Source organism: Pedobacter arcticus A12, from assembly GCF_000302595.1.
GTDB lineage: Bacteria > Bacteroidota > Bacteroidia > Sphingobacteriales > Sphingobacteriaceae > Pseudopedobacter > Pseudopedobacter arcticus.
Map to the genome: position 1 here is coordinate 849,398 of NZ_JH947127.1, position 26,001 is coordinate 875,398.

Here is a 26,001-nt window from a genome sequence, read left to right on the forward strand (position 1 = left end):
TCAGTTTCTTTACAGCGCCATTAAAAATTTACCGATTGTATTTAAACTCGCCAAAATTACAATTATCCCAACTGCAACCATAATGGTTTTAGCTGATATTTTATTAGAAACCTTTGCCGCAATTGGCGACGCTATTGCGCTACCTATTACCAAACCTGCAACGGCATACCAACGTAAACCATCTAGCATGGTTAAAAACGTTAACGAACTCATCAACGCAATAAAAAATCGGGTCATCTTCACCGTTCCTAATGAGTAGCGGGCGTTTCTACCGCCGGCTATCAAAGACGAAAGTACAATTGACCCCCATCCTCCGCCACCTACTGCATCAATAAATCCACCGAAAAATCCAAGTGGTGCTATCTTTTTTATCTTATCCGCTTTGGCGACTCTTTTTTTATTTAAAGCAAAAGCTTTCTTTAATACTACAATTCCTAAAATCAAAGTGTAAACCGAAATTAAGGGTTTTGTGTAGTGGTTATATTCCTCTAAAGATGAAAGGATAAACGCACCAGTCACGGCTCCAACTATACCCGGAATAATCAACACTTTAAAGAGCTTTTTATTTACGTTACCCATTTTAAAGTGCATCCAGCCAGCTATTCCGTTACTCAATATTTCTGAAATGTGAACTGCCGTACTTGCAGATGCAGGTGGAATACCCATGGACAAAGAAAACGTAGTTGATGTAACTCCGTAAGACATCCCAATTGCTCCATCAACCATGGCAAACACGAAACCGGCGGCTAAAAACCAATAAAACTTTGGATTAATTCCCTCCACATAAGCCCTAAACTCTGGTTCTTCTTTAAAGATTACGTAAAAAGTCAACGCTGCAAAAGCTACTACCAATGTCCACAGTACCAAACTCACTTTCAAAGAGGAAATTTGTGGCTTTACACCATCTTTCTGCACCAAGCCCACTGTCGCTTGGTTCATCGCTCTCACTTTGTCAGAAAAATCTCCACTTAAGGTTGACCGTAACTGACTCATATTTTCCAGAGTTTCGTCAATCTCTTCTGGAATGTTTTCGTTTAAAACCTGCTTAATACGTTTAGCTACCGTTGGTGATTTACCGTTTGTAGAAATTGCAATCTTCAGATTCCCTTTTTTAACTATGGAACCTAAGTAAAAATCACAAAGTTCTGGCGTATCAGCCACATTTACCAAAATACCTTTTGCCTTAGCTAAAGCTCTGATATATCGATGTAACTCTTTATTATCGGTTGCTAAAATAACCAACTCCGCTCCTTCTAAATCGCTATCTTCAAACTTGCGTTCTAAAAGATTAATAGTTGCATACTTTGTGGCCAATGCTTTTACCTCATTCAAAAATCGATCGGCAACAATGGTAACTTTCGCTTTTGGACTGTTGTTTAATATAGCGTCTAGTTTCTCTAAACCTACATTTCCTCCGCCAACAACTAAGGTTTGAAAGTTTTGAAGTTTCAAAAACACCGGGAACAACTCGTTACCGTTATCCACTTCAACTCCTTCTATATTTTTAATTGATAAACTCATATAGGCCTTTATTAAGGCTTTAAATTTTAATTGCTAGCAGTTGCAGGTACTTCTCTAAAGTTTTTAACCTGATTTAAAAAATCACTCGCTTGTGCCAAATAAGCTTCCGCGAAAGCTTGGCTTGGCTCGTTTTTGTTGATCTGTAATATGGTTTCTTTTAAACTTTCTACTCCAAACTGTCCGGCATAGTTTTCGTCAAAAGCTGTCATCACACCAATCTGTGTACTTTGGCTAACACCCTTATCTAACAACAAAGCTTTTGCAGCACTAACCATCGTATTATAAGCATGGTAAATAGCATCCGCCCATCCCTTAGCTTCATAAGTTTCTAGCGCCCAGCTGTATTTCTCTTCTGCTTCGTACATTAAAGTTGCAACCAAATCAATGATTACTCCCGCACATTCTCCAACACCAATTGCTTTTTCATATTTCTCCTCGTGTCCCCAATCCACATATTCATGGTCTTCCACATTTGATTGATCTGCAATTGGCTTCAACATTTGGTAAAAATAATCTTTACCTAAATCATCATAATATTGATGGAAACTTTGGTATGCACTTCCTTTTTCTTTATAATCATCTAAAATGGTACGTAAAACCTGTGGCGCTCTTTTAGTTGGCACTTTAATCACTTTATCTGCAACTCTACCCTCACCATTACCAACAACACCTCCACCAATTAAAACTTGGGCCGTCGGCATCACCTTACCATTAACTTTCATCGAACTACCGTGAAAGCCAATATGTGCAATACCATGTTGACCACAGCTGTTCATACAGCCACTTATTTTTATCTTGATTTCTTTGTTGTAAACAAATTCCTCATACTCCTCATAAACTACAGATTCTAAAACTCTGGAAAGCTCCATAGAATTTGAAATCCCAAGGTTACAGGTATCTGTGCCTGGACAAGTAGTTACATCTGCAACACTATCATGACCTGCTGCCGTTAAATTCAATTTGTCTAAAGCTAAAAATAACGCAGGCAAATTTTCTGTACGAGCATATTTCAGCAATAAACCTTGACTAATTGTAACTCGCATTTCATCAGCCACTAGCGGACTAATAGCTTTAACAAATTCTCTAGCCACACTTGTTGACATGTCACCAGTTTGCGCCTTGATAAAAACGCCGTTAAATCCTTCTTGCTTTTGAGGAAAAACGTTTGTTCCTAGCCACATTTCGTAAGCTAATTTCTTATCGGCTGGAATTTCTACATCCGTAACTATCGCATCCGGAATGTTTGGTAATTCAACTGTGTCTCTGTCAATTTTGAAAGATTTTACTTTTGTTGCCGTAAGTTCTTCCTCGGCCATTTTCAAAAACTCCTGAAAACCAACTTTGTTCAACAAAAACTTTAAACGGGCTTTATTTCTGTTTGCTCTTTCTCCATAACGATCGAAAACGCGGATAACAGATTCTGAAAAAGGAATAATTAAATCCTCATGTAAAAACTCATAAACCAATTGACCAATGTAAGGTTGCGCACCTAAGCTTCCACCTAAAACCACCTTGAAACCTCTTACCTCTTCGCCGTTTTCAATTTTAACTTTCGGGATAAAACCTATATCGTGAATAAATGAAATCGCGGTATCGTCTTCGCTTGATGAAAAACCAAACTTAAATTTACGACCCATTTCTTGAGAGATTGGGTTACGCAAAAAGTATTTAAAAAACCCAAAAGCATAAGGAGAAACGTCAAAAGGCTCTTTTGGATCGATCCCTGCAATTGCCGATGCTGTGATATTTCTTACTGTATTACCACAAGCCTCGCGAGTTGTTACGCCGTCTTCTGCCAACCTAGCCCAAAGCTCTGGCGTTCTATCTAAACTTACGTAATGGATTTGGATATCCTGGCGGGTTGTAAAATGCAGGTTTGACGATGCAAATTCATCAGAAACGTCTGCAATTTTTAAAAGCTGCTTAAAAGTAACTTTCCCAAATGGAATTTTTATACGGACCATTTGAACACCAGGTTGGCGCTGACCGTAAATTCCCCGGGCTAATCTTAAACTCTTAAACTTATCGTCATGAATTTTACCATCACGAAACGCTCTGATTTTACGTTCAAGATCAATAATCTCTTTTTCAACTACTGGGTTTTCAAGCTCACTTCTAAAACTCAACATAAATTTTCAACCTAAAAAACCTCTTCTTTTATTTGTAGAAGAGGAATTAATAACACAAAATTATCCAAAATCCTCGTATTTTCCCTCTCCAACGCTATCTCACATCTACGAAAGCTCGGAAAGAAAAACAAATCATAAAAAATGAATGATTCGCAGGGCAAATATATAAAATATATAGATTTAGTAGACTTTATTTTTTAGAATAATCTACAACACAATAACCAACTAATAATCAATTAGTTGTATAATAAAATCAAAACCTACATCATAAAAAAACCGTTTAGAAAAATCTAAACGGTTTAAATAATTTATATAAAAATCAGTTTATTAGAGCTTTCTTTTCACTTCAACTTGTTCGTAAGCTTCAACAATATCACCTTCTTGTATGTCATTATATCCTTTGATATTCAGTCCACACTCGTAACCTCTGTTGACTTCTTTCACATCGTCTTTGAAACGTTTTAATGATTCCAATTCGCCCGTGTAAACTACCACGCCTTCGCGGATAATTCTGATCTTACTATTTCTGTGAATAGTACCATCTAACACCATACAACCGGCGATTGTACCAACTTTAGTGATTTTAAAAGTTTCTCTGATCTCCACGTTTGCAACAATCTTCTCTTCGAATTCTGGCGCTAACATACCTTCCATTGCCGCTTTAATCTCGTCAATAGCTTTGTAAATAATAGAGTACAATCTTACATCGATCTCTTCTGCTTCTGCTAATTTACGAGCACCTGCTGATGGACGTACCTGGAAACCGATAATAATCGCATCTGAAGCAGTTGCCAATAATACATCGGATTCTGAGATTGGACCAACCGCTTTGTGAACGATTTTAACCGAAATCTGCTCGGTAGAAAGTTTCTGCAATGAATCGGATAATGCTTCAACAGAACCATCCACGTCACCTTTGATAATGATGTTAAGCTCCTTAAAGTTACCAATTGCCAAACGACGACCAATTTCATCAAGCGTAATGTGTTTCTGCGTACGCAGACCTTGCTCACGTTGTAGTTGTAAACGTTTGTTTGCAATATCACGAGCTTCTGGCTCACTTTCTACTCCGTTAAAACGATCTCCTGCCTGCGGTGCACCTGCAAAACCTAATACTTGTACCGGTTGTGATGGTCCTACTTGGTTTACACGAGCTCCTCTTTCATTATAAAGTGCTTTTACCCTACCAGCGTACGATCCTGCTAAAATAGGATCTCCTACCTTTAACGTTCCAGCTTCAACTAATACAGTAGCAACATAACCTCTACCCTTATCTAACTGGGCTTCTATTACAGTACCAACAGCTCTTTTCTTAGGATTCGCTTTAAGTTCTAATAATTCTGCTTCAAGCAATACTTTCTCTAACAACTTATCAATGTTCATTCCTGATTTTGCAGAGATTTCTTGAGTTTGGTATTTACCACCCCACTCTTCTACCAAAATGTTCATTGCTGATAATTGCTCACGAATTTTATCGGGTCTTGCACCTGGCTTATCCATTTTATTGAATGCAAATACCATTGGTAAATTTGCAGCCAACGCGTGGTTAATTGCTTCTGTGGTTTGTGGCATCACGGTATCATCCGCAGCAATTACAATAATTGCAACGTCTGTTACTTTAGCTCCACGGGCTCTCATTGCGGTAAAGGCTTCGTGACCTGGAGTATCTAAGAATGTGATACTCTTATCTCCCTCTACTTTTACCTCATAGGCTCCAATATGCTGCGTAATTCCTCCAGCTTCGCCAGAGATTACATTTGCTTTACGAACAAAATCTAACAAAGATGTTTTACCATGATCTACGTGACCCATTACGGTTACAATTGGTGAACGTGGCACTAAATCTTCTTCGCTATCTTCCTCTTCTAAATTTATTTCTTCTTGTTCTGCACCTACAAACTGGATCTCGTAGCCAAACTCATCAGCAACAATCGTCAGGGTTTCAGCATCCAACCTTTGGTTGATAGACACAAACAGACCTAAACTCATACAAGTTGCTATAATCTCGGTTACAGTAACATCCATCATGGTAGCCAACTCATTTGCCGTAACAAATTCGGTGGTTTTTAATACTTTGGATTCCATTTGCTCTGCAGCTAATCTTTCTTCTGTAGTTGCAGCAACGTCATCACGTTTTTGTCTTCTCAGTTTAGATCTTTGTGCAAATTTACCCGATTTACCAGCACCGCTTAATCTTGCAAGTGTTGCTTTAATCTGATCTTGGATTTCTTTTTCTGTAGGTTCTGCCTTAGGCGGAACTGGTTGCCCTCTTTTGTGTGGAGGTCTTGCACCATTAGAATGTGCTGGTCTGTTATTCCCAGCGCCTGTATTTGCGCCACCACCCGGTCTTTGTGTATGCGAACCTGGTGCGCCAGGTGTTCCTGCCGGACGTGGAGTTCCAACTCCAGTACCTACAGTAGGTTTGCGCTTACGTTTTCTCTTATTATCTGCGGTATTTGGATTAGAGGAGGACGCAACCGGTTGATCTTTTTTCTTGTTAACCGGAAGTTCTATTCTGCCAATTACTTTAGGCCCTGTTAGCTGTTTTGCTTTTGCTCTAATTACATCATCATCCTCTTCTGGAGCTGATGGTGCTTCTACTTGCGTTGCTACTACTACAGGCTTTTCAACTTCTTTTTCAACAGCCTTAGGTACTTCTGCTTCTTTTGGTGCTTCAACCTCTTTAACGGGTTCAGCCTTTTTTGGAGCTTCCTCTGCTTTAGGTTCTACTACCTTCTCTTCTGCCTTTGGTTGCACAGGCTCTTCCTGTTTAATTTCTTTTACAGGTTCTGGTGCCGGAACTTTAACTTCTTCCTTTTGTACCACTACCTCTGGAGCTTTAGGTGTTACCACAGCTTGCTCTTCTTTAGCTTTTTTATCCGGACGAGTTTTAGTATTCAGACTGTCTAAATCAATTTTACCAACTACTTTTACACCTGGACTCTGTTGAGCCTCTGGTGTTGCAGTTGTTTCAGTTTCCGTAACTTTAGGAGTTGCTGGGGCAGGCGCAACTGGTGCATCTATTTTTTGAGACGAACCAGTATTTTTAATCAAAATTTCCGCCACTTCCTCATTTTCTTTCACAGGTGGAGCTAAAGGCGTATCGTTTGAGTCAATAACGGTATTTGCATCTTCACGACGGATTTTACCAATTACAATACTTTTCGCCTCTTCTTTAAGGTTTTTATCACCTTGATACTCTTTTAAAAGAGCGCCATACATATCGCCTGTAAGTTTTGTATTTGGTTTAGCTTCAACACTGAAGCCTTTGCCATTTAAAAACTCGGCGATGGTACCTAAACCTATGTTTAGCTCTTTCGCAACTTTTAATATTCCTAAGTTTTTGTCTTCTGACATTTATTGTTCTCTTTCTAACCTATTATTTAACACAAAAGTACGTTTAGTTACTGCAAAACAAAAATTATTCGAACTCTGAGCGTAAAATCCCTAGAACTTCTTCTACGGTTTCTACTTCTAAGTCTGTACGTTTAACCAATTCTGCAGCGGTTAACGCTATAACACTTTTTGCGGTATCTAAACCTATCTTCCTAAACTCATCTATTATCCATCCGTCAATTTCATCTGAGAATTCTTCTAAATCAACATCTTCTTCCTCCTCAGTAGATTCGCGGTAAACATCAATTTCATAGCCGGTCAACTTCCCTGCCAATTTAATATTATGCCCACCGCGGCCAATTGCTAAAGAAACCTGATCTGGCTTTAAATAAACCGCAGCTCTCATGGTTTCATCATCTAACTTAATAGACGTGATTTTAGCAGGGGATAAAGCTCTTTGGATGTATAAGGAAATATTAGCCGTAAAGTTAATTACATCAATATTCTCATTTTTCAATTCTCTTACAATACCATGGATACGAGATCCTTTCATTCCAACGCAAGCTCCAACTGGGTCAATCCTATCATCGTAAGATTCAACCGCAACTTTGGCTCTTTCACCTGGTTCACGTACAATCTTTTTGATGGTGATTAAACCGTCGAAAATCTCAGGAACCTCTAATTCAAACAAACGCTGTAAAAATTCTGGTGCTGTACGAGAGATAATGATACGAGGATTACTGTTTAGCATTTCTACCTTGTACACAACCGCTCTTACCGAATCTCCTTTTTTGAAATAATCTGCAGGAATTTGCTCTGTTTTAGGTAAAATAAGTTCGTTACCTTCATCGTCTAAAACCAAAGTTTCTTTTTTCCAAACTTGGTAAACTTCTCCAGTAACAATCTCTCCTACTCTATCTTTGTAATTTTTAAAGATCTCGTCTTTTTCTAATTCCAAAATTTTAGAAACTAAAGTTTGACGGGCCGCTAAAATTGCTCTTCTTCCAAAACTTTCTAAAGTAATTTGCTCGATAAAATCATCACCAACCTCTAAATCTGGATCTATTTTATGAGCATCTAACAATTCAATTTCTAAATCATCATCTTCAGAAAAACCATTTTCCATTACAGTTCTGGTTCTCCAAATCTCTAAATCTCCATTATCTGGATTCACAATTACGTCGCAATTTTCATCAGTACCAAAACGTTTGCGTAACATGCTACGGAAAACTTCTTCCAATACGCTAATTACCGTTGGTCTGTCAATATTCTTGAAGTCTTTAAACTCCTGAAATGAATCGATTAAATTAATACTGCTCATTTTTTTATCATTGCTGTTTTTCTAAAATAATGCTTCTATTTAAATGAAACGCCAACTTTCATTTCGGCAATCTCACTTCTATTGATAATTCTTTCTGCTTGTTTGGCTTTTTTGCCTTTTTCTTTTACCTGTTCGTTGATAACGATTTCTTGCTCATTAGCACTAATCAAATTACCTTCAGTTTTTTTACCATCGGTAAGCTTAATTTCTAAAAGCCTACCTATATTTTTCTGTAACTGACGGCTAAGCGTTAAAGGAACATCTAATCCTGGTGAGCCCACCTCCAAATTATACTCTTTATCAAAAAGATTTTCTTCCTCTAAATGAAATCCAACATGTCGGCTAACTGTAGCACAATCGTGAATTCCTATTCCTTCGTCGCCATCTAAAAGTATAATAACACTCTTGTTATTTACAATTTTGATATCTACTATAAAAAGATCAGGCCTGTCTTCTATTTTTTCTTCTATTAAAGCTCTGATTCTCTTCTCTACGCTCATTATTCTTTTTTTTTCTAAATAGAAAGAGGGGACTATCGCCCCCTCTTTCGAATCTCTGCAAATGTAGTAAAATTTTCTGTATTACCAAGTTAAGTGGTAAATTTAACAATAACCGTTTATGCTAATAAACTGATTACAAGCATTTCATTAGTGAGTTATAATAGTTTTGCACTTACACTAGCGATAAAATACTGTATTACCTGCGGATAAAGAATAACAGTAATGAACACGCCAGACAATGCACCGTAAAAATGCGCTTGGTGATTGATGCCATCGTTTGCTTTACGGCCAGCGTAAGAGGTATATATCAAAAACAAAACCCCATAAATAATAGCAGGAATTGGAAAAGGTATTGGAATAATTAATAGTGTTGTAAATGGAGAAAAAAGAATAAAAGAAAACAAAACAGCACATACTGCGCCTGAAGCACCTAAACTATGGTAGTTATAATTGTTTTTATGTTTAAAAACCGTTGGCAGGTCGCTTAATATCAAAGCTAAGATATACAGCACACCAAATTGCCAATGCCCGATAGTGCGTTCTAAATCGAAAGCAAAAAAATAATACGACAGCATGTTGAATATCAAATGTTGCCAATCTTTATGTATGAACCCGCTGGTAACAAGCTGATAAATGTTTTTCCCACGGCTTACGGAATAAGGGTGGAGCATCAATTTGCCAAACAGTGAGTGTTCGTAAAAAGTGTACACACTTGTAGCTATGGTGAAAATAAAAATAATCACCGAAACCGGTGTGTCGTTAAGTATTTGATACATTTATGTTGGATTGTGTTGTTTTGGGTAAACTTGAAAAAACCAATTCGTAAGAATGGTCTATCAGTTCTTTTAAAAGTAGATCGGGAAGGTTCTGATTATAGTATACTGTGTTCCAATGCTTTTTGTTCATATGGTAACCAGGGATAATTTCAGCATGTTGTTCCCTAAGTAAACCCGCTTTCTCTGGGTTACATTTGACGTTAAAACTAATTGGATTAAGGAGACTTGTTAGTAGGAATATTTTTCCGCCGACTTTAAAAACCAGAGTATCTTCACCAAAAGGGAAACTTTCTTCTACACCTGGTTTATCAATGCAGTGCTCTCTAAGGCTTTCTATATTCAAATTACTTGAAGTAAAGACTCTTAGGCCCAAACAGGTATTTTATCGAAACGCCCATTGTGGTATATGCATCTTTCGCGTTGTTTTGAAAGCCTTTATTAGGATCATCTGCAAAACCATCTAAATCATCTGATGTGGTAAAAACCATTTTGTATTGGAAACCCACAACAAATTTAACTTCTTGATAAACATTATATAGGTTGAGATTATAACCGATACTGATTGGTAATGCAATAACGCTACTAAATTTGCTTTTACCCAAATCATCTCCATGTGTCCTCCGTGGAAAAGGCCCAGGATCTGAGGCAGTTGTTCCTACAGGCCAATCGGCAACATTATTTTTCCCGCTTATAAAACCAATTCCTATACCTGCGTTTACATTTCGGATTGCATATAAGAATGGGCTGTAAGAATAATCAATAAACTGCCCAGCTGAAACATTACCTCTAACTTCTATTGAGGTGAAATCTGAAATAAAAGCCCGGTTGTGTTTGTCTGGACCATCTTTAAGCTGCACTTTATTATATTCCAAACCCCCGTAAATAAAGGGGCTAAAATAATAATCTAATGAACCACCTAAAACTTGTGATTTGTTTATAGTTAAAGTTTTCTTAGGATTAAAACCTACTAAACCTGGCAATTCACTCATTCCAAAAGTTAAACCTGTATAAGCGGTAGTTGCCCCTGCTGAAATCCCAAACCCGATTCTACTAAATTCGGCTTGTGAGAAAGCCTGAACAGAGACAAAAAGTAAAAGGATGAAAATTAATTTTTTCAAATTATTTAATAGCTAATGTAAAATTATCAAGTTTGTAAACTTATTCTTTTACTTTGTTGTTTCCCGGTTAATCGAGCCATAAAAATATTTCAAATAATCCGATAATCAAAATTCTATTTTCATGACCATCATCCATACTGTTAAAGAACGTTTTCTAAAGTACGTTAAGTACGACACCCAGTCTGACTATAATTCTACCTCTGTGCCCTCTACAGCAAAACAAAAACTCTTATCTGCCGAGTTGGTAAAAGAGCTTTTACAGCTAGGAATTAAGGACGCACATTTAGATGAATTTGGTTATGTATTTGCAACAGTTCCTGCTAACTCACAGAAAAACGTACCCGTAATTTGTTTTTGCTCACATGTAGATACCTCTCCAGATTGTAGTGGCGAAAATGTTAAACCTATAATCCATAACAATTATAACGGCGAGGATCTGGTTTTGCCTGATGACAACAACGTGGTCTTAAAAATGGCAGAACATCCGGATTTGAGCGCACAAATAGGAAATGATATTATTACCGCAAGCGGAAAAACACTTTTAGGAGCCGACAATAAAGCTGGAGTTGCAACGATTATGGATGCTGTTAATTTCTTTACACAAAACCCTGACGTAAAGCATGGGGAAATTAAAATACTATTCACTCCAGACGAAGAAATTGGCAGAGGCGTAAACCATTTAGACATTAAAAAACTTGGTGCCGATTTCGGTTATACGATTGATGGGGAAACTTTAGGTTCTTTTGAGGATGAAACTTTTTCTGCAGATGGGATGCAAGTAAAAATAAAAGGTGTGAGCACACACCCGGGTTTTGCTAAAAACAAAATGCAAAGTGCCATAAAAATAGCAGGACAAATTATAAATGCATTACCTAAAGATAAACTCTCGCCCGAAAGTACAGAAGGGAAAGAAGGTTTTATTCATCCGGTTGGGATAAGTGGGCAGGTGGAAGAAGCTACTATCGATTTTATCATCAGAGATTTTGAAGATGAGCATTTGCTTAAACACGAAAACGAGCTGAAAGCAATTTGTAACGCGGTTTTATCGGATTATCCGGATTCGACAGTTGAATTTGTAATAACTGAGCAATACCGAAATATGAAAAACATTGTTGCAGCACATCCAAAAGTAAGTGCGTTTGCCTTAAAAGCTATTGAGCGAGCTGGTGTAAAACCGAAGAGACAAAGTATTAGAGGAGGAACAGATGGTTCACGGCTTTCTTTTATGGGATTGCCTTGTCCGAACATCTTTGCTGGCGAACATGCTTTCCATAGCAAACAGGAATGGGTTTCTGTGCAAGATATGGAAGCTGCTGTACGGACGATTATTAATTTGGCTATGATTTGGGAAGAAGAATGTTAGGTGTTAGGTGTTAGGTGTTAGGTGTTAGGTTAATATCGACAATAGATGGAATTCTTGGTTATTTTGATATAGATTGGCATTTTGGCTTTTGCGCACATAGCTTGCCTGCTCTCATGCCGAGCAATGGCATTTACTTTTTTTCCGCAAAAAAGTAAACAAAAAACGCTCGGCTGCGCCCTTTGCTAAAAAGGTAGTGCTTTTACCTTGGTCATTCGTTGCCGCAAAGGCCAATGCCGAATTTTTCGCGGTACTTTGGTATTTGCTTTTGCTGGTTGGGCGCTTCTCTATTCTATTTCGAATTTATAGTCTTTTCCTTACTTTATTTGCTGCGCTAAAAAAAGAATAAATTCAGATTGCCTGAATTCCTAAACCCGGGTGAAACGGATACCAGCTTGTGGCTAAGGCCGTGATTTGGGTTGTGCGTTGGAGTGGAGTATGAGTGTAAAACGGGGGCTGCCTTTATTGGTTTAGACAGTCCCGTGTTTTTCAAATCATTATTGCTTAATCCTTTTTCACTTTTAGCTTTCTGACATCAGCTTTTAGCGTTTATGAAAATTATCGTTTGAGAATCAAATAACCCTTATTCATTTTCCGTTTGCTATTCTCATCGGTGTAAATGATGTAGTAATAAACCCCATCAACCAGTTCTTTGTTGGAGTTGGTAAGGATGCCTACGTTTGCAATTCCTTTGAACGAATTGCCTTTATTATCGTAGCCTCGGGTCTGATAAACCTTGTTTCCCCAGCGGTTAAATATCATCACTTCATTATTGGGGTATTTGGTGATGTTGTAAATAATAAAACTCTCGTTACCCAAACCATCCCCATTTGGAGATATTAATGGATCGGGATTTATATCAGGATTTTCTGACGGGGTCGTTTTAACGCTGTCTGGGTAAACATCTTTAACGATTACGGTAGCATTGTCGCCGATATTAACAAATGTGGGTTTTGATGTACTCGTAATATTGCTTATGATGGTTTCATTATCGTCTTTTATATCATCCAAAATGGTATTTATGGTGAAATACTGTGTGGTTTCAGTTTGATTCGCAGGAATAATCATCGATATATAATTATCCGTTAAAATGTAGTCTTTATTAATTTCTGCTGTACCCGAATAACTTAAATAAATGGTTACATCCTCTACTAAAGATTCGGTTAAAACTGCTGTAATTTTAATACTATCACCTTCTTTAATAGTTGCTTCTTTCGGCGTTAAATGAACAGTTACTAAAGGCTGTACCACAAGCGTAACTGTTGCACTATCACACAAGCCAAAAGGATCGCAGGCCTGGTAAGTAAAATGATCGATACCTTTAAAGTTGTTATTTGGTTTGTACACAAAAGTCCCATCAGGGTTAAATGTTAGCACTCCGTCTGTAGGATTTGTAAGCTTCGTGAATTGCAGTAGATCTCCGTCTGGGTCGCTATCATTTGCGGTAACTGTTTCCGTAATTTGACCGTTTCTTTGGATGCTGAACTTATCATCACCAGCTATTGGTGCATCGTTAACCGGAGTTACAACTATTGTAACGGTCGCTTGACCTGTTAATCCACGAGGATCGGAAACTTGATACCCAAAAGTAACAGTCCCGTTAAAATTCTCTGCTGGAATGTAGATAAACGTACCGTCTGCGTTTAACGTCAATGTTCCACTTGCAGGTGGATTTGTGACAATATAGGTTAGCGGATCATTGTCAGGGTCGTAATCATTGGTTGCTACCGAACCATTTATCGGAGTATCTTCTGCTGTGCTAAAAAAGTCGTCTACTGCTACAGGAGAATCGTTTACTGGTGTAACCACAATGGTTACCTGCGCAAAATTGGATTTTAGTTCCCCATCGGTTACCTCATATATAAAGTATTCGGTACCAAAGAAATTCTTATTTGGAATATAGGTGAACGAGCCGTCTTTATTGAGGATAACCTTTCCATTTTTAGTTTTAAAAACAGATGTACTGGCATCAACGTCCCCAGTTTCTCCGTCTGGATCTTTAGCACTTCCTAAACTAACTCTTAGCTCGTCATCATCGGGATCAGTATCGTTTACAATGACACCGGCTGGCGCATTAATGTTAATTGGCGTATCTTCTTTTGTTTCGTACCTATCATTATCTGCACTTGGCGCACAATTACCTGGCAAAACTTCTGCGGAAAGCTGAATGGTGCAATTATTTGCATCAATAACAGTAATATTATATCTACCCGCATTTACATTTAACAAAGTACTGTTAAGTCCCCTGTCCGTACCGTTCCAGATAAATTTATACGGTTGCGTTCCACCCGAAACAATTAATTTCACAGCTCCATCTGGCGAGTATTTACAGGTTGTGTTTTTAACTTCTGTTTTTACCGATAGTGGCCGAGGTTGTGAGATGTTGATTGTTTTAGTTTGTAAACAGCCAAGCGCATCTTTAGCTACATAGGTGTAATTTCCAGGTGCTAAATTTTGTAATATTAAACCACTTGCTCCGTTAGACCAACTTACTTGGTAAGGTGCTTCTCCCCCACTTAATTCTAGATTTATTTTACCCGAGTTTTCTCCAAAACATTTGATCTGTTCTATTTTTTCAAGAATAACAAATGGCTTTAATGGTAAAATCTCTACTGATAACGTCTGGTTGCAGCCGTTTTTATCGGTGACTACAACCGAGTAAATTCCACCCGGAAGGTTTGCTATATTTTGACTTACTGCTCCGTTGTTCCACTGATATTGGTATGGTGCGGTTCCGCCGGATACTGATAAGTTTATTTTACCTTTTACTTCGGCATAACAAACATTGCTTTCGTGTGTTTCTGTTATTGAAAGTAGTTGTGGTTGTGAGATTTTAACAACTACTTCTTTGATACAGTTATTGGCATCTTTTACTGTAAAATTATAGTCGCCAGCAGGTAGGTTTTCGAATCTGCTTTCTGACTGAAAATTTGTTCCGTCTTTGCTGTAAACATACGTTCCTATTCCGCCTGTTGTAGTTAGTGTTACAGTTGATGTTTCACCGTAGCATTTGATTTCTGTTTTCGATGCTTCGAATCTTAATGCTGTAGGTTCGCTAAGGGTGATCGTCTTGATCAGTTCACAGCCATTAGCATCGGTTACCGTTACTTTATAATCGCCAGCTTTCAGACCTGTTAAATCTTCTGTTGTGCTTCCGTTGTCCCATGCGTAAGTGTAGGGTGATGTTCCACCGCTAACGCTGATGTCTATCGCTCCACTGCTTTCACCGTAGCATTTGATGTCGGTCTGAGTGAAGGTCGTCGATAGCGGTGAAGCTGGTTCGCTAAGGGTGATGGTTTTTATCAGTTCACAGCCGTTCGCATCCGTTATTGTTACTTTATAATCGCCAGCTTTTAAACCTGTTAAATCTTCATCTGTTTTTCCGTTGTCCCATGCGTAAGTGTAGGGTAATGTTCCACCACTAACGCTGATGTCTATCGCTCCACTGCTTTCACCGTAGCATTTGATATCGGTCTGGCTGAAGGTCATTGCCAACGGTGAAACTGGTTCGCTAAGGGTGATGGTTTTTATCAGTTCACAGCCGTTCGCATCCGTTATTGTTACTTTATAATCGCCAGCTTTTAAACCTGTTAAATCTTCATCTGTTTTTCCGTTGTCCCATGCGTAAGTGTAGGGTAATGTTCCACCACTAACGCTGATGTCTATCGCTCCACTGCTTTCACCGTAGCATTTGATATCGGTCTGGCTGAAGGTCATTGCCAACGGTGAAACTGGTTCGTTCAGCGGGATGGTCTTTATCAGTTCACAGCCATTCGCATCCGTTATTGTTACTTTATAATCGCCAGCTTTTAAACCTGTTAAATCTTCTGTTGTGCTTCCGTTATCCCATGCGTAAGTGTAGGGTGATGTTCCGCCACTAACGCTGACGTCTATCGCTCCGGTGCTCTCGCCGTAGCATTTGATATCGGTCTGGCTGAAAGTCATTGCCAACGGTGAAGCTGGTTCGCTCAATGTGATGGTTTTTATCAGTTCACAGCCGTTAGCATCGGTTATGGTTACTTTATAATCGCCAGCTTTCAGACCTGCTAAATCCTCATCTGTTTTGCCGTTGTCCCATGCGTAGGTGTAGGGTGATGTTCCACCGCTAACGCTGACGTCTATCGCTCCGGTGCTCTCGCCGTAGCATTTGATATCGGTCTGACTGAAGGTCATCGCCAGTGGTGAAACTGGTTCGCTCAGCATGATGGTCTTTATGAATTCACAGCCGTTTGCATCGGTTATGGTTACTTGGTAAACTCCTGCTTTCAGACCTGTTAAATCTTCTGTTGTGCTTCCGTTGTCCCATGCGTAGGTGTAGGGTGATGTTCCGCCACTAACGCTGATGTCTATCGCTCCACTGCTTTCGCCGTAGCATTTGATGTCGGTCTGAGTGAAGGTCGTCGATAGCGGTGAAGCTGGTTCGCTAAGGGTGATGGTTTTTATCAGTTCACAGCCGTTCGCATCCGTTATTGTTACTTTATAATCGCCAGCTTTTAAACCTGTTAAATCTTCATCTGTTTTTCCGTTGTCCCATGCGTAAGTGTAGGGTAATGTTCCACCACTAACGCTGATGTCTATCGCTCCACTGCTTTCACCGTAGCATTTGATGTCGGTCTGAGTGAAGGTCGTCGATAGCGGTGAAGCTGGTTCGATAAGGGTGATGGTTTTTATCAGTTCACAGCCGTTTGCATCGGTTATGGTCAGCTGGTAAGCGCCTGCTTTCAGACCTGTTAAATCTTCATCTGTTTTTCCGTTGTCCCATGCGTAAGTGTAGGGTGATGTTCCACCGCTAACGCTGATGTCTATCGAGCCTGTGCTTTCACCGTAGCATTTCACGTCGGTCTGACTGAAGCTCATCGATAGTGGTGCGGTAGGCTCGCTCAGCGTGATCGTCTTTATAAACTCACAGCCGTTTGCATCGGTCACCGTTACCCTGTAAGCTCCTGCTTTCAGTCCTGTTAAATCTTCATCTGTTTTTCCGTTGTCCCATGCGTAAGTGTAGGGTGATGTTCCACCGCTAACGCTGATGTCTATCGAGCCTGTGCTTTCACCGTAGCATTTCACGTCGGTCTGACTGAAGCTCATCGATAGTGGTGCGGTAGGCTCGCTCAGCGTGATCGTCTTTATAAACTCACAGCCGTTTGCATCGGTCACCGTTACCCTGTAAGCTCCTGCTTTCAGTCCTGTTAAATCTTCATCTGTTTTTCCGTTGTCCCAGACGTAGGTGTAGGGTGATGTTCCACCGCTAACGCTGATGTCGATCGCTCCAGTGCTCTCTCCGTAGCATTTGATATCGGTCTGGCTGAAACTCATCGCAAGCGGGGAAGCTGGTTCGCTCAGCGTAATCGTCTTGATAAATTCACAGCCGTTCGCATCGGTCACCGTTACCTTGTAAGCTCCTGCTTTCAGTCCTGTTAAATCTTCATCTGTTTTTCCGTTGTCCCATGCGTAGGTATAGGGTGATGTTCCACCGCTAACGCTGATCTCTATCGCTCCGGTACTCTCTCCGTAGCATTTGATATCGGTCTGACTGAAGGTTATTGCCAGCGGTGAAGCTGGTTCGCTCAGCGTAATCGTCTTTATAAACTCACAGCCGTTCGCATCGGTTACCGTTACTTGGTAAGCGCCTGCTTTCAGACCTGTTAAATCTTCATCTGTTTTTCCGTTGTCCCAGACGTAGGTGTAGGGTGCGGTCCCGCCCGTAACGCTGATATCTATCGCTCCGGTGGTCTCGCCATAGCATTTCACATCGGTCTGGCTGAAGCTCATCGCAAGCGGTGAAGCTGGTTCGGTGATCGTGATCGTCTTGATAAATTCACAGCCGTTTGCATCGGTTACCGTTACTTGGTAAGCTCCTGCTTTCAGTCCTGTTAAATCTTCTGTTGTACTGCCGTTGTCCCATACGTAAGTGTAGGGTAATGTTCCGCCAGTAACGCTGATATCTATCGCTCCGGTGCTCTCGCCATAGCATTTCACATCGGTCTGGCTGAAGCTCATCGCAAGCGGTGAAGCTGGTTCGGTGATCGTGATCGTCTTGATAAATTCACAGCCGTTTGCATCGGTTACCGTTACTTGGTAAGCTCCTGCTTTCAGTCCTGTTAAATCTTCTGTTGTACTGCCGTTGTCCCATACGTAAGTGTAGGGTAATGTTCCGCCAGTAACGCTGATATCTATCGCTCCGGTGCTCTCGCCATAGCATTTCACATCGGTCTGGCTGAAGCTCATCGCAAGCGGTGAAGCTGGTTCGGTGATCGTGATCGTCTTGATAAATTCACAGCCGTTTGCATCGGTTACCGTTACTTGGTAAGCTCCTGCTTTCAGTCCTGTTAAATCTTCTGTTGTACTGCCGTTGTCCCATACGTAAGTGTAGGGTAATGTTCCGCCAGTAACGCTGATATCTATCGCTCCGGTGCTCTCGCCATAGCATTTCACATCGGTCTGGCTGAAGCTCATCGCAAGCGGTGAAGCTGGTTCGGTGATCGTGATCGTCTTGATAAATTCACAGCCGTTTGCATCGGTTACCGTTACTTGGTAAGCTCCTGCTTTCAGACCTGTTAAATCTTCTGTTGTGCTTCCGTTGTCCCATGCGTAGGTGTAGGGTAATGTTCCACCGCTAACGCTGATGTCTATCGCTCCAGTGCTCTCGCCGTAGCATTTGATATCTAATAGTGTGGTGCTTAAAAGGAGGGCTTCGGGTTCTGCTATTATAAATTCCAGCGTTTCTTCGCAACCTAACCCGTCCTTAGCTATTACGGAATATGTTCCGGCTGGCAAATTAACTTGATTTTGATCATGCGAACCATTACTCCAAGTAAAACTATAAGGAGTTTTCCCTCCAGATGGAACCAAATTGATTGAGCCCAGAGAATTCCCAAAACAAGTATTATCAACATGATCACCAGCTAATTTAAATACCATTAAAGGCAAAATATCAACAGAAAGTGTACTCTGACAGCTATTCTTGTCAGTGACTGTAACTGTATAATTACCTGGAGTTAGATTACTAATATCTTCTGTCGCCGCATATTCAGTAGGTATTCCGTTTTTTGTCCAAAAATAGGTGTATGGAGAGGTTCCACCAGTAACGGTTAAGTCTATTGCTCCAATAGAATTATTATAACAAACGTTGTTTATATGTGATTCTGAAAGAGAAAGAACTGGAGGTTCTGTAATACTGAAATTTTTAATGTTTTCACATCCGTTAGCATCAACTATTTTCAATAGATAAGTTCCTGGTAACAAATCAGGAAATACGAGCGGAGTTCCAGAATTATCGATTGGATTTATAGGAACAGGTAAACTAAAAGTCCCCCCATTAAACGAGTAAGAAATGCGATAAGGAGCCGCGGCACCTGATAATAATTTGATAGTTACTTTCCCATCACCTGCACCGTTGCAAGTTATGTTTGTTGTGGGATATGTGATATTTAAGTTAGAGACTATTGAGATATGATCCAGAAAAGTGCCACAAGCCGGATTGGGCGATCCCGCATCGGTAAATTTTACAATTAAAGAGGTAGTTCCCGCCAAAGTAACGAACGGGACTGTACCTATGTCAGGAGAATTACCTGCATTAAATTGAGTATTAGGAACAATGACTACACCTGTAACCCCATCTAAAATTTCGACATAAATTTTTGAAGTAGATGGACTGCCACAAAAATCCCAGTTTCTGTAATTAAATGTTAGCGTATATGCGGTCGCTGGTTCTATAGAAATTACAGTCTGCTGTAGCGAGAATTTTTCAGCTGCTTTATTTTTAATAACTGCGCCGTTAATACCGTTTTGGTTCGCAATTTTGACTACTTCGCCCGAATTAACTGGATTCCACTTATCTAAAGTTGTATAGCCGCCTACAGTATAGGTCTCAAAGCCACCGCCAGTAATCGCATCACAAAACCCTGCTGCTGCTAGGGCATTAATATGGACATCCTCAGCAATTGAAGTCCCTAGATCTCCGTTGTAATTTGTGCCAATAACGTTCGCAACTCCACCAGTTTCATAGGTAAAATTACTGCCCGTAAAATGATCTGTAGAACCTGTTATTTTTCTAAACGGATTAAAAGTTGTTCTTGTAGGATCTAAATAAGTAGCTTGAGCACTTGCGTGATAGATTCCTGTAGGTGCATTTGCTTCAATATTCACATTAATGGTGATGGTTACCTTATCGCCTGGCGAAATATTAAAATTCCCAAAACTCATTACACCCGAAGCACCAATATGAGGGGCAGCGTTTAACGTCCCCGCAGCATCTCCGGTTAACGTATAAGAAATAGCACTTACTTTAAAAGTTGATGGAAGGTTAAACCAAGCTTCTACATTTCCAGCATTCCCGTTTGTGGGTTCATTCTCAATAGTTAAGGTATAGGTTGCTGAACTTCCAGCGCTTCTTGCTCCGGCAGATCCAGGATTTAGTTCTTTGAGTGTGGTTGTAAGCCGTGGATAACAAATTGAACCGCCACCTTGTAGATGGGTTGGTAAGTCTGTTGTTCCGAAAGAATGAGCTATACCAACAGTGCCATCCATTGCGCCATGGTTGATTCCATTGCCATTATTGGTCTTACCTGAATTGCCTTTGGTAACAATGCTATTTATTGTTGCTGAAGGAACTTGGGTATAAATTACGCCACCACCGCCACCACCGCCAGGTCCGTGTGGCAATGTGCCCCCCGTATCATTTTTTGTGTTTCCACCTTTGCCGCCTCTCACTTCTAGCGTCAAAGCTGCGCCGGGGCTCGATGCTAAAGAACGAACAAAAATAGAACCTCCTGCCCCTCCACCTCCTGCACCATCTGGGGCAGAGCCATATGCTCCAGCCTCACCATTGCCACCATTAGCTCTTATTACGCCAACCCCTGCTATTTTATCTACATTAATAATGACAATCCCACCTCCTACACCACCTTTAACATCAGTAATTGCATTATTGGCGTCACCTCCACCGCCACCACCGCCCATAACTAGCCTCGAATAATCAAGGGGTAATAGCGACCCCGGTCGTCCTCCTCCTGTTAAATTATTAATAAGCAAATTCCCTCCTGCGCCTTGCCAACCTGCGCCACCTAATCCGCCATAGCCACCGTTACCACCACCTCCTCCACCAGAATTGTGATCATTTCCGCCTCCGCCTCCATTTGCTGGCGCTCCTCTTCCATATGATCCAGCCGGCAGACCATCTGTAGGATTAGTAACTCTATTGAAGCCATCCCACATATATTTTGGCGTTCCGGCAACTCCCTCGCCTTTGCCAACTGATTTTGACGAAGTAGATAATAGTACATAATCTGTACTATTATTAGCATTTGACCCTTGACTTTTATCTCCATAACCACCTCGAAATCCACGTTCTGACGCATCAACAACAAACCCATTAAACTGCATCGTACCCGCAACATCAAAAGCAATTAAGCCACCAACGGACCCGTTATACGGTGGTGTGGTGATATTTGCCGTTAAAACTAAGTTTGAATATTGGGGTACACGTATTACTTGAAACCTTTTTTGGCCAGCGGTTCCTGTGGCGTTTGAATTGGTATAGGAGTTGAAGCAACCACCACCTGTTCCGGCACCTCTAAATTTGAGTGTACCACCAGTAATTGGTACATTACTAGTTGCAACTACGTACTCAAATTTTCCAGAATTATTTAAATTTGTAAAACCTGTTCCTCCTAAATTATCAGGACCACTATTGGTTAGCCCACTCCCATATAAATTACTGTTTGTATAATTAAACGAAGCATCTTGCATTTGAATAAGCAAGATTAAATCTCCAGACTTAATTGGCGTTACTCCGTAACTCAAGTTAAAATTAGGATCATCTGGTGGTACTGCGTTTAAGAGAATGCTCTTACTGCCAGCGATCAAAGTAGTGCCTGTTGATAAAGGAAAATAAGTGTTCACAGGAGGCACTGCGTTCTGAGGACCGTCTAAACCCGAAGTTCCACACACCTGGGCTTTCGTTAAACTCAGGTTGAAAACAAAAAGAAAAGCAAACAATAAACTAAAAAGCGCAGTCTTTAGCATAAGCCTTAGGGCACCTATTTGCTTCTTCACGGTATAATAAAATGCAAAAAAATAGAGGTGCATCAATAAAAATGAGTTTAGCTGTTTGTGTGTTGGCTCTTTTTACGAAAACGGAAGGCTTTAGTTTCATGTTTTTTAGAAATTGATCGTATAAACTTCTGTTGGAAAAAACTAGAATATTTTATCCAAAATTTAGCATAAAATACACTGGTTTACAGATTTACCGAATGATTTTTATCGTACAATTTCCACTTAACCAGTAAATATTAATAGGAATTAAATGTTGCGTTAACGACAGAAGCGGATACCGACCTGTGGCTAATGCTTTGTGCAGTATGAGCGTATAGCGTGTTTAAACGCCCTAACTAAAAAATTTTACAAAAAAGCTGAGGAGTTATGCAACCTTTTGCTAAAATAACCCATCTTACATATAGAACCTTACATGAATTTGGAACATAAGTACACTTTAGAAGAACTAGCTTTAGGATGCCAAAATGGTGACCGGCAAAGCCAAGAGTTGCTGTACAAAACAACAAGTACCAAAATGCTGGGGATTTGTATGCGCTACGCAAAGGATCAGTTTGAGGCGGAGGATATGATGCAGACAGGATTTATAAAGGTGTTTAGAAAGCTGGCAGACTATAGAGGTGAAGGTTCTTTTGAAGGATGGATGCGGAGGATAATGGTGCATACGTCCATAGAGTTCTATCGTAAAAACTTACGTAATCTTAATGTGGTTGATATTGACGAAACACATGACCACCAAGCCAGCGTAAATTTTGATATGAGCAGTATAAATGTCAAAGATTTAATGCGATTGATTCAGAATTTAAGTAACGGTTACCGCTTGGTGTTTAACATGTACGCTATTGAAGGTTATTCACACAAAGAAATTGCACAAACTTTAGGAATTACGGAAGGCGCAAGCAAGTCGCAACTATCGAGAGCCAGAGCAATATTAAAAGAACAAGTTTTGAAATTAGAAGGATATAAAAATGAAGCCAATGTTGGATAAAGATTTTGATGCGTTTTTTAAATCTTCTTTAGAAGATTATGAAATTACGCCAACGGCAGATAGCTGGACAAAAATAAGTGAACAAATCAACTCAAAATCGCGAAAAAGCTTTCCGGTTTTTTGGATGGCTGCGGCTAGCATAGTTATTGTATTAGGGTTCGGAATTGGCTTATTCACCAAGCCTACGGAGGTTATTAAACTGCACCCTGATAAAGAAACCGAGATGATTGCAAATTTGGTTAAGGAACAAAAAACCAGCGTAAATAACAGTGAGACAGAGACAGAGATTGTTGTTGATCCAGTGAAAAAGTCGGTGACAACAACCACCGTTGGTGATAATTTAGCTAAGGACAAAATTGCTGTTGGAACTGTAGCAAATAATGAGCGGACTGTAGCAGATGAACCGTTAACAGCGGAGATAGTGGCTGTAAAAAGCCCAAAAGCTCTGCGCCCAAAGCTTGTAGCTGAGCAACTTTTGACAGCGGAAGAAATTATAAATTTAAAGAAAAACGAAGCTATAATGTTAGATGACAATCAGCACACGTTTATTGCAAGTGCAGCGGATAAACCTAACCCAGCAAAAAAAAATAAAATATCATCAATGGGAGATTTAGTAAACTTTGTAGTTGCTAAAGTAGATAAGAGAGACGATAAAATCATCACAATGAGCAAAACTGACGAAAGCGATAATGAAATAACTGGGATAAACTTAGGGCTTTTTAAATTCAACAAACTAGACTAAATACAGCAACATGAAGAAAATATATTTAATAGCTATTGTTATTTGCATGGCACAATTAGCATCTGCACAAACCACAGACAGCGTTAAGACTGATAGTATTACAATTAAAAAAGGAAACCGCACACATGTGACCATTGAAGCTGGGCCAGTGAAAGTAAGTGTTGGCGAACGCGACAGTAGTAAAAAAGTTAAAAAACCTGTTACCTACCCTAACTTAACGTACGGCTTAACTTTCGAACATTTTGACATCGGTTTAAGTATGTACCATACCGGCTCTGAGTTTGGCGCACCTAACGGTTATGCTTTAGAAACCGACACCTGGAAAACCAGCAACATTGGCTTTGATGTACTACAGTTGGGCTTAAGATTTAGTCCTAATGTTAAAGTAATGTTGGCCGCTGGTTTAGATTGGAACCACATGCGTTTGAAACAAAATGTGACTATAGAAGCCGAACAACCAGCACTTACGATAACGCAGGAAGCTATCAAGTATTCAAAAAACAGGTTTTCGAGCCGTTATTTAAGAGTTCCTTTATATTTTGAATATCGCTCACCAGAGAACAAAAAAGGCAAAAGAGCTTCGGTAGTTTTTGGACCGGAGATAGGGTTTCTGCTAGATGGGAAAGTTAAGCAGGTGAGTAAAGAAAACGGGAAAGAAAAATTTAAGGATGATTTTAACCTAGAACCTTTCCGTTACGGCGCAAACATTAGAATTGGTTACGGCGGAGCCGGCTTATTTTTTAAATACTACATGAATGATGTTTTTGCTAAAGGGCAAGGACCAGCGGATTATAAGAATTTAAATTTTGGATTAACTCTCGGGTTTTAAGTAGGAAAACATAGTTTATTTAAGCCTCGGACTTCAAAAAGCTCCGAGGCTTCTTCGTTTATATCGCTTCTGTCAAGGCTGAGCGGAGTCTAAGCCTAACCACAGGGCGCAAATCTTTAACAGCGTACAAAATATAAGTTGTCGTCCAAAACTTTTCACTTTTCACTTTCAACTTTTTACTTCCTTAACAAAGGACGCTCATCCATCAATTTTTTTTATCTTTACGCCCCATCAAAAAAAACAGAAATGTCGCTAATTCAACTAAAAAATGTAAGCAAAAATTTTTTAGAAGGTGTTCCTTCTGGGATATCGGGCGTAAGCTTAAATATTGAGCAAGGAGAAATTGTGACCATCATTGGCGAAAGCGGCTGTGGTAAAACCACCTTGCTGAAATTGATTTACGGCTACCTTACACCGCAGGAAGGTAAAGTTTTATTTAATGGCGAAAAAATCAAAGGTCCAACGGAAAAACTGATTCCGGGGCATGATGAGATGAAGATGGTAACGCAGGAAGTCACCTTAAACCTCTACGCTAAGGTTTTCGATAATATCGCATCGCAACTATCCAATACTGATTTACAGGCTAAAAGTGAGCTTACCTTACAAACCATGGAGTTTTTAAGGATTGACCACTTGGCAGAAAAGAAAATTGTGGAATTAAGTGGTGGCGAACAGCAACGTGTGGCTATTGCCCGAGCGGTAATTACCGAACCAAAAGTACTTTTGTTGGATGAACCCTTTAGCCAGATTGATAGTATTTTAAAACGTCAGTTAAGAGATGATATCGAAAGGCTTTCTAAGTTTTTAAAAATCACAGTAATTATGGTTTCTCACGACCCCACGGATGGTTTAGCATTATCGGACCAGCTTATTATTGTGAGAAACGGAAAAATTGTACGACAAGGAAATCCCCGCGAGCTATACTTGCATCCGCAAAAAGCCTATGTTGCCAATTTGTTAGGTAAAGCAAATCTTTTAAAGAATCTAAGTTTTTTACCCAGACAGGGAGTTGAATTTGCTGTATATCCGCACCAAATTGGTTTGTCTTACACTAACGGAATGGCGAATGCAGTAATTAAATCGACCCATTTTTGCGGTGCTTACCAAGAAGTTGAACTGGTTGTTGAAAGCAAAATTATCTTAGTTCACGACCCAGAGTTTATTCCCTTTGTAACCGGCGAAAAAGTGTACTTCGATATTTTGAATTATGAGGAGCTAGAAAGCTAATTAATTCACGCCGACTACGTCATTTTCCGTAGATTCTATTCAACACCAAACTATTTCTTTACTATAAATAATAAATAGCCTACTTTAAATAAGGTCTTTTTATA

Annotated in this window: 14 protein-coding genes; 5 read left to right on the forward strand and 9 right to left on the reverse strand. The window is 39.8% G+C overall.

Annotated features, from left to right (window positions below):
* Positions 1-9: 9 nt before the first annotated feature.
* The 8 genes from B176_RS0115455 to B176_RS0115490 form a co-directional block, all read right to left on the reverse strand.
* Complete coding sequence (locus tag B176_RS0115455) at positions 10-1,521, reverse strand: TSUP family transporter (protein ID WP_017259734.1); 1,512 nt, start codon at positions 1,519-1,521, stop codon at positions 10-12.
* A gap of 26 nt (positions 1,522-1,547) precedes the next feature.
* On the reverse strand, positions 1,548-3,650 hold the full coding sequence (locus B176_RS0115460; protein WP_017259735.1) for a HEPN domain-containing protein: 2,103 nt from the start codon (positions 3,648-3,650) through the stop codon (positions 1,548-1,550).
* Positions 3,651-3,977: 327 nt separating this feature from the next.
* The gene (infB, locus tag B176_RS0115465) at positions 3,978-7,007 is read right to left on the reverse strand and encodes a translation initiation factor IF-2 (protein WP_017259736.1); all 3,030 of its coding nucleotides are present in this window, start codon (positions 7,005-7,007) and stop codon (positions 3,978-3,980) included.
* Positions 7,008-7,071: 64 nt separating this feature from the next.
* Positions 7,072-8,307, reverse strand: a complete 1,236-nt coding sequence (gene nusA / locus B176_RS0115470) for a transcription termination factor NusA (RefSeq protein ID WP_017259737.1) — start codon at positions 8,305-8,307, stop codon at positions 7,072-7,074.
* A gap of 35 nt (positions 8,308-8,342) precedes the next feature.
* On the reverse strand, positions 8,343-8,807 hold the full coding sequence (gene rimP / locus B176_RS0115475; RefSeq protein ID WP_017259738.1) for a ribosome assembly cofactor RimP: 465 nt from the start codon (positions 8,805-8,807) through the stop codon (positions 8,343-8,345).
* 155 nt (positions 8,808-8,962) lie between these two features.
* Positions 8,963-9,583, reverse strand: coding sequence for a rhomboid family intramembrane serine protease (locus B176_RS0115480; protein ID WP_017259739.1), 621 nt, complete (start codon positions 9,581-9,583; stop codon positions 8,963-8,965).
* Positions 9,567-9,926 carry an MmcQ/YjbR family DNA-binding protein gene (locus tag B176_RS0115485; RefSeq protein ID WP_017259740.1) on the reverse strand — a complete coding sequence of 120 codons (360 nt, stop codon included), beginning with the start codon at positions 9,924-9,926 and terminating at the stop codon, positions 9,567-9,569. Before B176_RS0115485 ends, B176_RS0115480 begins: the two co-directional genes overlap by 17 nt.
* A gap of 1 nt (position 9,927) precedes the next feature.
* Positions 9,928-10,701, reverse strand: coding sequence for a hypothetical protein (locus B176_RS0115490; protein ID WP_017259741.1), 774 nt, complete (start codon positions 10,699-10,701; stop codon positions 9,928-9,930).
* 121 nt (positions 10,702-10,822) lie between these two features.
* Between B176_RS0115490 and pepT the strand changes: the two genes are divergently transcribed.
* The gene (gene pepT, locus B176_RS0115495; protein ID WP_017259742.1) at positions 10,823-12,064 is read left to right on the forward strand and encodes a peptidase T; all 1,242 of its coding nucleotides are present in this window, start codon (positions 10,823-10,825) and stop codon (positions 12,062-12,064) included.
* 555 nt (positions 12,065-12,619) lie between these two features.
* Here pepT and B176_RS21045 read toward each other — a convergent pair.
* Positions 12,620-22,114 carry an Ig-like domain-containing protein gene (locus tag B176_RS21045; protein ID WP_154648002.1) on the reverse strand — a complete coding sequence of 3,165 codons (9,495 nt, stop codon included), beginning with the start codon at positions 22,112-22,114 and terminating at the stop codon, positions 12,620-12,622.
* Positions 22,115-22,526: 412 nt separating this feature from the next.
* Here B176_RS21045 and B176_RS0115505 point away from each other — a divergent pair, with 412 nt between their 5' ends.
* From B176_RS0115505 to B176_RS19730, 4 genes are all read left to right on the forward strand, one after another.
* Positions 22,527-23,099, forward strand: coding sequence for an RNA polymerase sigma factor (locus B176_RS0115505; RefSeq protein WP_017259744.1), 573 nt, complete (start codon positions 22,527-22,529; stop codon positions 23,097-23,099).
* Positions 23,080-23,841, forward strand: coding sequence for a hypothetical protein (locus tag B176_RS0115510; RefSeq protein ID WP_154648003.1), 762 nt, complete (start codon positions 23,080-23,082; stop codon positions 23,839-23,841). Before B176_RS0115505 ends, B176_RS0115510 begins: the two co-directional genes overlap by 20 nt.
* Before the next feature lie 10 nt (positions 23,842-23,851).
* Positions 23,852-24,670 (forward strand): outer membrane beta-barrel protein, encoded by an 819-nt coding sequence (locus B176_RS0115515; RefSeq protein WP_017259746.1) that lies wholly within the window; start codon positions 23,852-23,854, stop codon positions 24,668-24,670.
* Between the two features lie 246 nt (positions 24,671-24,916).
* Positions 24,917-25,897 carry an ABC transporter ATP-binding protein gene (locus B176_RS19730; protein ID WP_017259747.1) on the forward strand — a complete coding sequence of 327 codons (981 nt, stop codon included), beginning with the start codon at positions 24,917-24,919 and terminating at the stop codon, positions 25,895-25,897.
* Positions 25,898-26,001: the final 104 nt, after the last annotated feature.

What these genes read in the sequence shown, in the direction of transcription:
- B176_RS0115455 (WP_017259734.1), bottom strand. Translation starts at nt 1,521, where the DNA reads ATGAGTTTATCAATTAAAAATATAGAAGGAGTTGAAGTGGATAACGGT.
- B176_RS0115460 (WP_017259735.1), bottom strand. Translation starts at nt 3,650, where the DNA reads ATGTTGAGTTTTAGAAGTGAGCTTGAAAACCCAGTAGTTGAAAAAGAG.
- infB (WP_017259736.1), bottom strand. Translation starts at nt 7,007, where the DNA reads ATGTCAGAAGACAAAAACTTAGGAATATTAAAAGTTGCGAAAGAGCTA.
- nusA (WP_017259737.1), bottom strand. Translation starts at nt 8,307, where the DNA reads ATGAGCAGTATTAATTTAATCGATTCATTTCAGGAGTTTAAAGACTTC.
- rimP (WP_017259738.1), bottom strand. Translation starts at nt 8,807, where the DNA reads ATGAGCGTAGAGAAGAGAATCAGAGCTTTAATAGAAGAAAAAATAGAA.
- B176_RS0115480 (WP_017259739.1), bottom strand. Translation starts at nt 9,583, where the DNA reads ATGTATCAAATACTTAACGACACACCGGTTTCGGTGATTATTTTTATT.
- pepT (WP_017259742.1), top strand. Translation starts at nt 10,823, where the DNA reads ATGACCATCATCCATACTGTTAAAGAACGTTTTCTAAAGTACGTTAAG.
- B176_RS0115505 (WP_017259744.1), top strand. Translation starts at nt 22,527, where the DNA reads ATGAATTTGGAACATAAGTACACTTTAGAAGAACTAGCTTTAGGATGC.
- B176_RS0115510 (WP_154648003.1), top strand. Translation starts at nt 23,080, where the DNA reads ATGAAGCCAATGTTGGATAAAGATTTTGATGCGTTTTTTAAATCTTCT.
- B176_RS0115515 (WP_017259746.1), top strand. Translation starts at nt 23,852, where the DNA reads ATGAAGAAAATATATTTAATAGCTATTGTTATTTGCATGGCACAATTA.
- B176_RS19730 (WP_017259747.1), top strand. Translation starts at nt 24,917, where the DNA reads ATGTCGCTAATTCAACTAAAAAATGTAAGCAAAAATTTTTTAGAAGGT.